6 protein-coding genes are annotated in these 10,277 nt (G+C 47.2%); 4 read left to right on the forward strand and 2 right to left on the reverse strand.

Annotated features, from left to right (window positions below):
• Positions 1 to 32: 32 nt before the first annotated feature.
• The gene (nagZ, locus tag B5D35_RS16530; protein WP_078753635.1) at positions 33 to 1,037 is read right to left on the reverse strand and encodes a beta-N-acetylhexosaminidase; all 1,005 of its coding nucleotides are present in this window, start codon (positions 1,035 to 1,037) and stop codon (positions 33 to 35) included.
• Positions 1,038 to 1,181: 144 nt separating this feature from the next.
• Between nagZ and B5D35_RS16535 the strand changes: the two genes are divergently transcribed.
• A complete protein-coding gene (locus B5D35_RS16535) occupies positions 1,182 to 2,282 on the forward strand; it encodes an anhydro-N-acetylmuramic acid kinase (protein WP_269808991.1) in 1,101 nt (366 codons plus the stop codon).
• A gap of 38 nt (positions 2,283 to 2,320) precedes the next feature.
• Here B5D35_RS16535 and B5D35_RS16540 read toward each other — a convergent pair whose 3' ends face one another.
• Positions 2,321 to 4,888, reverse strand: a complete 2,568-nt coding sequence (locus B5D35_RS16540) for an EAL domain-containing protein (protein WP_078753636.1) — start codon at positions 4,886 to 4,888, stop codon at positions 2,321 to 2,323.
• Positions 4,889 to 5,208: 320 nt separating this feature from the next.
• On the opposite strand from B5D35_RS16540, the gene B5D35_RS16545 reads away from it, so the two are divergent.
• The 3 genes from B5D35_RS16545 to tkt all read left to right on the forward strand — a co-directional run bounded on the left by B5D35_RS16545 (position 5,209) and on the right by tkt (position 9,531).
• Positions 5,209 to 6,201: a sugar-binding transcriptional regulator gene (locus B5D35_RS16545; RefSeq protein ID WP_078753637.1), complete on the forward strand. Its 993-nt coding sequence runs from the start codon at positions 5,209 to 5,211 to the stop codon at positions 6,199 to 6,201.
• 276 nt (positions 6,202 to 6,477) lie between these two features.
• Positions 6,478 to 7,428, forward strand: a complete 951-nt coding sequence (tal, locus tag B5D35_RS16550; protein ID WP_078753638.1) for a transaldolase — start codon at positions 6,478 to 6,480, stop codon at positions 7,426 to 7,428.
• A 108-nt stretch (positions 7,429 to 7,536) separates the two neighbouring features.
• On the forward strand, positions 7,537 to 9,531 hold the full coding sequence (gene tkt / locus B5D35_RS16555) for a transketolase (RefSeq protein ID WP_078753639.1): 1,995 nt from the start codon (positions 7,537 to 7,539) through the stop codon (positions 9,529 to 9,531).
• Positions 9,532 to 10,277: the final 746 nt, after the last annotated feature.

Here is a 10,277-nt window from a genome sequence, read left to right on the forward strand (position 1 = left end):
CCTTGCCTTTCGACTGAAGTGACGTTCCTACGCTATCCCTGACATTCCTGCCACTTGGCATTAAACGTCTGAATTCGATGGCTCACGTCTTTCCATTTTTGTGTCGCTTTCAGCTCTTTTACGGAGAAAGACTGGCGCTTCGCGAGGGTCGCAGCTTGAGGAACCTCAGAAAGAGGTAAGCCATCAATCGCTTCAATGGTCGACTGCCGATTGTTACACAGTAGAAGCATGTCGCAGCCCGCAGCCAGCGCCTGCTTGCAACGTTCTGCGGGGCCGCCCATCACAGTCGCGCCTTCCATGCTCAAATCATCAGAAAAGATAATGCCTTTAAAGCCTAGCTGGTCGCACAAGATCGATTTAAGCCAATAGGGTGAACCACTGGCCGGCAGCGAATCAAAATGCGGGTAAATAACGTGGGCAGGCATCAGTGCATCTAAGGTACCGGCGTCGATTTGCTCTTTAAAGATTGCCATGTCTTCTTCAAACAGGGTTGTTCTGTCGTCGACTGGGCTTTCAAAGTGAGAATCCGCCAATACCGCACCATGGCCTGGGAAATGCTTCCCTGTGGTTGCCATACCTGCGTCTTTCATACCGTTCATGTAGGCCGTTGAATAACGAAGTACCGTTGCGTTGTCATCACCGAACGCACGGCTTCCAATCGCCTTACAATCAAAACCACGATCCAGTACAGGCGCAAAACTTAGGTCGATATCGTGTGCGATCAACTCAGCCGCCATCAACCAGCCGGACTCGCGAGCAATTTGCTCGCCGTTGTCCATCATCGCGAAAGACTGTGCGGGCGGGATAATGCTAAATTGCTCTCTGAAACGTTGTACTCGTCCCCCTTCTTGGTCAACACCAATCAGAATCGGACGTTTAGCCGCTACTCTCACAGCTTTGTTCAATGCCGCGAGCTGTTGACTGTCGTGGTAGTTGCGAGCAAAGTGAATGACGCCACCAATCAAAGGGTGTTCAAGTAGTTCTCGTTCTTCTGCGTCCAGCTCACAGCCTTTGAGGTCAAGCCACAGTGGGCCCATGGTACTCTCCTGTCTTTTTTAAATCTAAACGACATATTACGTTGAGTCGCACACTCTAGAAAGAGCGCAACATAAATAGATATTGGAATTGCTAATCCTATGAGAAACTTACGCGCATATTGACGGCAACGCTGAGGTGAAATTGTGAGCATTTATATCGGCATAATGTCGGGTACCAGTCTTGATGGTATTGATATGGTCGCTGCAGAATTTAACGGCGATAACATTCGTGTACTTCACCAATCCATGTATCCCTTCCCCACTGAGCTTGTAGAAAAATTGATTGCCCTCAGCCAAGGTGCGCCAGTCACTTTGGAGGAAATCGGCACCATCGATCATTTCCTTGGTCTGACATACTCAAATGCAATCAATCGTTTCTTGGATGAACACGCACTTTCAGCGAGTACTGTCACCGCCATTGGTTGTCATGGACAGACCGTTTTTCATAAGCCCGAAGGCGACATGAGATTCACCATGCAACTGGGCGATGCTAACATCATCGCTGCCCAAACGGGCATCACAACGGTTGCAGACTTCAGACGCAAAGACATGGCGTTGGGTGGACAAGGCGCACCTTTGGTGCCCGCATTTCACAAAGGCCTGTTTTCAGACCCTAATCTCTGTCGTGTCATCCTAAATATTGGCGGTATTGCCAATATTTCCGTGCTGGCACCCAACCAACCTGTCATTGGCTATGATACTGGCCCTGGTAATATGTTGATGGACAGTTGGGTGATGCAGCACAAAGGCCAACGTTATGACAAAGAAGGCCTATGGGCTTCTTCCGGACTGGTAAATTCAGCCCTTCTCAACCAAATGATGGCAGAGCCATACTTCGCAAAGGACGCTCCGAAAAGTACGGGTAGAGAACTGTTTCATGCCGGCTGGCTCGGTAAACAACTCGACAACTTCAATGACGTCTTAAGAATAGAAGATGTTCAGGCAACCCTTTTGGCACTCACCGCACAATCTATTGCCAATGACGTCATGAAATACCCAGCAGGCGAGCTTTTGGTCTGTGGCGGGGGCGCGAAAAACACGGCACTCATGGCATCACTTCAACATGCACTTCCCGCTTGGCATGTCACCACAACTGATGAGCGCGGTGTAGATGGAGACTCCATGGAAGCACTTGCGTTTGCATGGTTAGCAAAGCAAGCCATAGAAGGAAAGCCAGGAAACCTTTCGGAAGTCACGGGTGCGAGTCGACAATGTCGGCTGGGCGCTATTTTTTATCCGGACTGAGAGAATTATTCAGACTGAAAAAGCGCCCAGTACAAGCGCTAGCCTGATTGAGAATCTCTGCGGGTTCGGCTTACAGGTGCTGGCATTTGGCTGCAGGTGCGTTTTAAATAGATGAGATACTGACTGAAGCTAAGGGGGCGAGAATAGTGGTAGCCTTGTGCTATATCGACCCCGTATCTTTTTAATACAGACACCGTTTCCAGATCTTCTACGCCCTCAGCCACCACCATCAAGCCAAGAGACTTCGCCATTTCAGTTGTTGCTCTGACAATGTTTTGCTGGCGAGGACTGCTCGTTAGTGACTGAATGAAGCCACGGTCAATTTTCAACTCTGTAAATTGGAGCTGAGACAGGTAAGTGAGGGACGAATAACCCGTCCCATAATCGTCTATTGATACTTCTATATCAAACTGCGAGAGTTTTTCGATCACTTCATGCAGGCGATCGTAATCAGACACCAACGTTGATTCAGTCAGTTCTAGTGACAACAGGCCAGTTGGAACGCGATAGCTATTGGCAAGATCGCATATCCTGTCTACCAAGTTAGGAATAGCAATGTCCGATGCGCTGACATTGATCGAAAGTCGGCGACTGAATCCCATGTCGATGAGTTTACTTTGTTGGAAAAACGCCCGCTTCATGACCCACATCGTCAGCTCATTAATCAGGCCTACCTCTTCAGCCAGCTTTACAAACACTTCCGGTGATATCTGGCCATATTTGGGGTGCTCCCAACGTAAGAGCACTTCTGACCCATGAATTGTGCCAGTACGCAGGTCGATCTGTGGTTGGTGGAAGAGTTCCAACTCATCGTTCTCAATGGCTTTTTTCAGGTCTGCCACAAGCGACATATTGAGTGTACGATTGAAATTATCCAGACAATCGTACGTATTCACTCTCTTTTCATTTGGAGACGTTTCTGTTACCGCCTGCACTGCCTTATTAATAAGAACGTCTGGCTGGCCCCCATCTTTCGGGAACAGACTCATCCCTACCGTACCCTGCGCCCGGATGCTATAGCTTGTTAGCTCAACATACCCTTCCACTTCATCTATCACACTCGAAACAAACAACGAAACGTCATCGGTATTCGTCGATAGAACAATAAAGCCAAAGCTTCCCTCTTTTAAGCAAGCCACCCTGTGCAATTTTTTATACCCTCGTTCAAGGATATAAACATCATCACTGTCCAGAGCATGTGTTAAACGGTCACAAATAGCGTTAATGAAGTGTGCTTTTTCCTCGGCAGACATATACGGAGACAGGCTCTCAAACCTGTCTATCTGAAAACAACAAAGCGTAAACGGAGTCGCCTTTTCTACAAGCCTGTCGACAACCAAGTTTAAAACATTCAGATTCGGGAGCAACGACACCGAATCATGTGTGAGCTGAAAGACTGAATCTTGGCGCTGCTGACGAACACGTTCGGCAAGCGCCAATGCCATAAAAAGAACAGCCAGGACGGTGCCTATCATGAAGGCGTACCGACTCATTAATGTGTACTCTATCGTTCCTGTCACCAATAACGGTGGGAAAACACCCGCAATAATCAAAGGCACCCAAGAAAGAACAAACATTCGTCCCCAGTTTTTTCCGAGCTTCCATCTGCGCCATACCAATGTTCCAATCAGCCCATAAAAAAGTGGCTGAACAGCAATCAAAAAGGAACCTGATATATGCTCAGGTAAGACGAATGACAAGAGCATGAGGCCACCTAACACCATCAGCCCATAATGCACCACTTGTCTCAATAGGCTCTGAGACTGATGAACCCGAAAATACAAATGCGCGTAAAGCAAAGAGAGAATAAATAGCCCATACGTGAGCGTAACAATGTTATTGCTAAAGAAAGTTTGGAGTGTGGCGGGGAAGAGGTAAGTACCGAAGCCATGCAGTGCGCCCAGCTGGACCATTGCCGTTACAACATAGAGCGCGTAAACGAGGTAGACCCTTTCTTTTAGTGAAACAAATACAGCGAATGTATAAATCGCCACAATGCCCAAAATAGAAACAAAACCACCCCAAATGAAATGCAGTAATTGAGTGACTTTATGAAAATTGTGCTCATCCAATAGCCAGATAGGCATGACTGGAACCCCACTTGAACTCACTTTGAGGTAAATCGTCACCTTCTCTTTGGGATCAATTTGAAAATGTACCGCGGGAGGCATATCCCCAACGTCATAGCCGCGTTGCTCACTGTCACCGAGCTTCCACTGATTCATCAGGACGTCATCAGCGGAATACATATATATATCCAGTCTATCGATAAGGGGGGTATCAAAATAGAGCACTTGGTGTCGATGCTGCTCGACCTTATTTTGCAGGTCCATTTTTATCCAATAGGACTTATAACCTACGTGCCAGGGTATTTCAGAGGGATCATCAATGTGACGGAAAATGGCCGAATTGAGCACATAGGAAAGAATGTGGCTATTGCTGTTGTCCACAAAATAGCTGTAATCAGCGTCTAGCCCGTCAGTCTGAGAAGACAACTCCGGAAAAAACGATGAAAAACGTACCGACGTTAAACCAAACAGCAGTACCAACAGCACTGCCGCAGTCATCCAAAGTGTTCGGTTAGGCAACAACATCACTTTCCTCATACCTCATGCCTTCTTACAAGACGCGTGAACAAAGCCTGTGTGCTCGAAAACACGTAAATTTGCAAAAAAACTCCTTTTTAATGCAATACAAATAAAAAACATCCCTTAGAAAAGACAAAGCGAGCAGGAACATCACTCCCCCACCCTTTATCAATTTAGTTACGGGTGGCTATTTTTTCAAACAGTGTGGATGTTTATTCGCCAAATATTCATACTTATTTCACGACCATCACGTGAACAAATGTTTTTGCAGTAAACATTTGTTCACTCTTAACAAAGCCCGTAAACTGTTCTCGACGATAACGTTTGAGAAGACATCAATGACAACACGCACCCTGAGCAGCAATTTTGAAAGTTTACTGGACGACACTAACCTATTGACAGAAATCGCTATTCTCTATTACCAGCAGAACACAACGCAGGAAGAGATCTCAAAGAAATTTGGCATTAGCCGCGCAAAGGTCAGCAGGCTACTCAGACGCGCTCGTGAAGAAGGAATCGTTGAAATTTCAGTGAAGTTCCACCCCGTGCACAGCGCACAGTTGGAACAGCGATTAATGGAACGGTTCAACCTCAAACGTGCATTGATTGCGCTAGACCAGCCAAGTGTTCAGGAGCAACGCACCCAAGTCGCCACACTGGTTTCTTCGTTCTTAGATGGTAGCTTGCAAGACGGTATGGTTGTTGCTGTCGGGCAGGGCCAAAACGTCGCAGCTATCGCCGATCATCCTGGCCTTGTTTCTCATCGAAATGCACGCTTTGTCTGTGCGATTGGTGGTACACACCGAAGCGGCGACATTATCAACGCCGACCACATCTGCCGCCGTCTCGCGAAAAAATTTGGTGGTTCAAGTGAGACACTTTACGCCCCAGCTTACGTCAACACCCCCGCCATTAGAGATGTTTTCATTCAGCACCCTAATATTGCTGAAACCCTCAGTCAGGCGCGTAAAGCCGAGTTCGCGCTTGTCGGTATTGGCGATATGGATGAAAACAGCCACATGGTGAAACTCGGCTGTTTTTCTGCAAAAGAATTTGTAGAAGCGAGAATTAATGACGGCATCGTCGGTGATATTGGAGGATTCGACTTCTTTAAATTGGATGGTCGCCGAGCTAACACGTTAATGCGAGACCGCGTAGTAGGATTGGAAATGATTGATTTATCACGAATTCCAAACGTAATCGCAATGGCAAGTGAAAGCCGAAAAGCCTTGTCCATTTTGGGTGCACTTAAAACAGGCACCATTGACGTACTTGCAACCAGCGCAAGCTGTGCGATGGCTTTGCTCAACATGGTGGATGTTGAACAATAGTTTAACCTGCTGAACATTTGTAACAGCAAAATGCCCTTTTCCGTGCGTTCAACAGATTTTGTAAATATGGTCAACAGCGGTGAGATCGACAGAAAATTTCTTGGATCCAGCCGTTGACTTTATGTCTGAAAAACACAAACATAACCATATCATTTGCTCACGCATGTCGCATTTGTTCAACGCCCGTAACGTTATTGGCGATGAGAAAGTCCGATGTCGGAGCAGCATCAGGTTGCCTCGCGACCAACGTGAAACACTCGACAAAAGGTTATAAAGATGAGCACTAAACTTGAACAACTACGCAAGCTCACAACTGTTGTTGCTGACACAGGCGATATCGATGCTATCGCAAAGTACCAACCTCAAGATGCAACCACTAACCCTTCTCTGATTCTTAAAGCTACCCAAATCCCTGAATACGCACCGCTAATTGACGATGCAATTGCCTACGCGAAATCAAAAAGCGATGATGTTGAACTGCAAATAGCTGACGCCGGCGATCGCCTTGCGGTCAACATTGGTAAAGAAATTCTAAAAGTCATTCCAGGTCGAATTTCAACAGAAGTCGATGCACGCCTATCGTACGATTTTGAAAACAGCGTCGCGAAAGCACGTAAGCTGATCAGCATGTACAACGAAGCGGGTATCAGCAATGACCGTATTCTGATCAAACTGGCGTCTACATGGGAAGGTATTCGTGCCGCAGAGGTACTGGAAAAAGAAGGCATTAACTGTAACCTGACCCTGTTGTTCTCATTTGCTCAGGCGCGTGCTTGTGCAGAAGCGGGGGTTTACCTGATTTCTCCATTCGTTGGCCGCATCATGGACTGGTACAAAGCGCAAGAAGGCCGTGACTTTGAACCCGCTGAAGATCCAGGTGTTATCTCCGTCTCTGCTATTTACAAGTACTACAAAGAGCACGGCTATAACACTGTCGTAATGGGCGCAAGTTTCCGCAACATTGGTGAGATCCTTGAATTAGCCGGTTGTGACCGCCTGACTATCAGCCCTCAGCTGCTACAAGAACTGTCCGATGCGAAAGGCGACGTTGTTCAGAAGCTGCATGATGACGTAGAAATCAAAGATTGCCCTGCCCCAATGTCTCACGCTGAGTTTCTGTGGGAGCACAATTTGGACGCAATGGCGGTTGAAAAGCTGGCTGATGGCATCCGTAACTTCGCGGTCGACCAAGGCAAGCTGGAAGTCATGATCCGCGAGCGTCTCTAAACGCAAATCACTTTTCTGAAAGCGGCACTATTGCCGCTTTCTCATTTCTTATATGATCCGGCTGAAAAATCCGGTCCAATAACTCTGATTTAACAAGGTAAGCCCAAGATGGAACGTAAAACTCTTGCCAATGCGATCCGTGCTCTCAGCATGGACGGTGTACAACAAGCCAATTCAGGCCACCCAGGTGCCCCTATGGGCATGGCAGACATTGCCGAAGTCCTGTGGCGTGACCACCTGAACCACAACCCACAAAACCCAGAGTGGGCTGACCGTGACCGCTTCGTGCTGTCTAACGGCCACGGCTCTATGCTGATTTACTCTCTTCTTCATCTGACAGGCTACGCACTGTCTATTGATGACCTGAAAAACTTCCGTCAACTGCACTCGAAAACCCCTGGCCACCCAGAATACGGCTACGCACCGGGTATCGAAACGACCACAGGCCCTCTGGGTCAAGGCATCACCAATGCAGTGGGCATGGCGTTAGCTGAAAAAGCACTGGCCGCCCAATTCAACCGTGAAGGCCACGACATCGTTGACCACAACACCTATGCCTTCTTAGGCGACGGTTGTCTGATGGAAGGTATCTCTCACGAAGCGTGCTCACTGGCTGGTACCCTTGGTCTGGGAAAATTGATTGCATTCTGGGATGACAACGGCATTTCTATCGACGGTCATGTTGAAGGCTGGTTCACTGACGACACGCCGAAGCGTTTTGAAGCTTACGGCTGGCACGTTATTCCTGCTGTAGACGGTCACGACGCTAACGCGATCAACGCAGCGATTGAAGCGGCGAAAGCGGAAACAGGTCGTCCTACTTTGATTTGTACCAAAACCATCATTGGTTTCGGCTCACCAAACAAAGCGGGTTCACACGATTGCCACGGCGCACCACTGGGCGCAGAAGAAATCAAAGCAGCGCGTGAGTTCTTGGGTTGGGAACATCCAGCGTTTGAAATCCCTGCAGACGTTTACGGCGCATGGGATGCCAAAGAAGCGGGCGCAGCAAAAGAAGCTTTTTGGAACACCAAGTTCGATGCATACGCAGCGGCTTACCCAGCAGAAGCAGCAGAGCTTAAGCGTCGTCTGAACGGCGACCTGCCAGCTGAATGGGAAGAGAAAGCAAGCCAAATCATTGCAGATCTGCAAGCAAACCCTGCGAACATTGCATCACGTAAAGCGTCACAAAACGCGCTTGAAGCGTTCGGTGCGATGCTGCCAGAATTCATGGGTGGCTCCGCTGACCTTGCACCGTCAAACCTGACCATGTGGTCTGGTTCAAAAGCGGTGACTGCAGATGACGCATCAGGTAACTACATTCACTACGGTGTGCGTGAGTTCGGTATGACGGCGATCATCAACGGCATCGCGCTGCACGGTGGTTTTGTTCCTTACGGCGCAACCTTCCTGATGTTCATGGAATACGCACGTAATGCAATGCGTATGGCTGCACTGATGAAAGTGCAGAACATTCAAGTTTACACCCATGATTCAATCGGTCTGGGTGAAGACGGTCCTACGCACCAGCCTGTTGAGCAAATCGCCTCTCTACGTCTGACGCCAAACATGAGCACATGGCGTCCATGTGACCAAGTTGAATCTGCAGTTGCTTGGAAACTGGCGATTGAGCGCAAAGACGGCCCAACCTCGCTGATCTTCTCGCGTCAAAACCTGGCACAACAAGATCGCAGTGCCGATCAAGTTACTGACATTTCAAAAGGCGGTTATGTTCTTTTGGATAGCGTTGGCCAACCAGAGCTTATTCTTATTGCAACAGGTTCAGAAGTTGAATTGGTTGTCGAAGCGAGCAAAGCGCTGTCTGCACAAGGTTACAACGTGCGCGTTGTCTCTATGCCTTCTACAGATACATTCGACAAGCAAGACGCAGCTTACCGTGAATCTGTTCTGCCTTCAGACGTGACTGCACGTGTTGCTGTAGAAGCGGGCATCGCTGACTTCTGGTACAAGTATGTTGGCTTTGACGGTCGTATCATCGGTATGCATTCCTTTGGTGAATCTGCGCCTGCTGACCAGCTATTCAAAATGTTTGGTTTCACCACTGAAAATGTGGTTGATACAGCGAAAGAACTGCTAGCGTAAATAACAAATGCTTCACCATAACCCGCCTTTGGGCGGGTTTTTTTATGCCTAAATTCAACGCCGAACATCCAAGCCATCATTTAGCTACGCAGCCCTACCCAATTTTATTCTTTTTCGTTATCCCTACTTCAAAAAATTCATCAACAATATTCACGATGATAAGCATCAAGTCCCTTATCTCTATCCATTTTGGGCAAGGGAACTCCCAGCACTGCTCGCATAAATACTCACAACAATCGTTCTAATTATTCGAATGAGATACTTGTTTTTAAGCCTCTCAAATAAGACGCAAAAACGACTACTGGTAACATCCAATGCTAACAGTGTGGCTTTGTAACTTAATCAATATGTAATACGACCAAAGTATTAGTTAAGCGTTGATTATGCAATCACCCACTCATCAACAAATAATGAAACATATGATTTTATAATGAGTCATTACACTCAATTAAAATTGAAACACGATTATTGTGTTTTATTAGACATCTGGTTTTATAACTATCGTTAACCCATGATTGAATACAACAATTACCTAAAACATCAAAATAAAAAATAGAAAAACACCTTTGCGAAATATCAATAATGCTATCCCGCCGCCTCTCCCACCTTACAGCTTAAATATCATTCTTATTTCATTATCTTTTACCATTTTGAATCCTTTTACGGCTTTGTTGCTTAAATCGATGGAACTAAATCTAGAAGCTACGATCTGATCGGCTACACCCATCAATCGTCGTAGTCTCATG

Origin of the sequence: Enterovibrio nigricans DSM 22720 (assembly GCF_900167155.1) — a bacterium.
In the GTDB taxonomy this organism is placed as follows: Bacteria; Pseudomonadota; Gammaproteobacteria; order Enterobacterales; family Vibrionaceae; genus Enterovibrio; species Enterovibrio nigricans.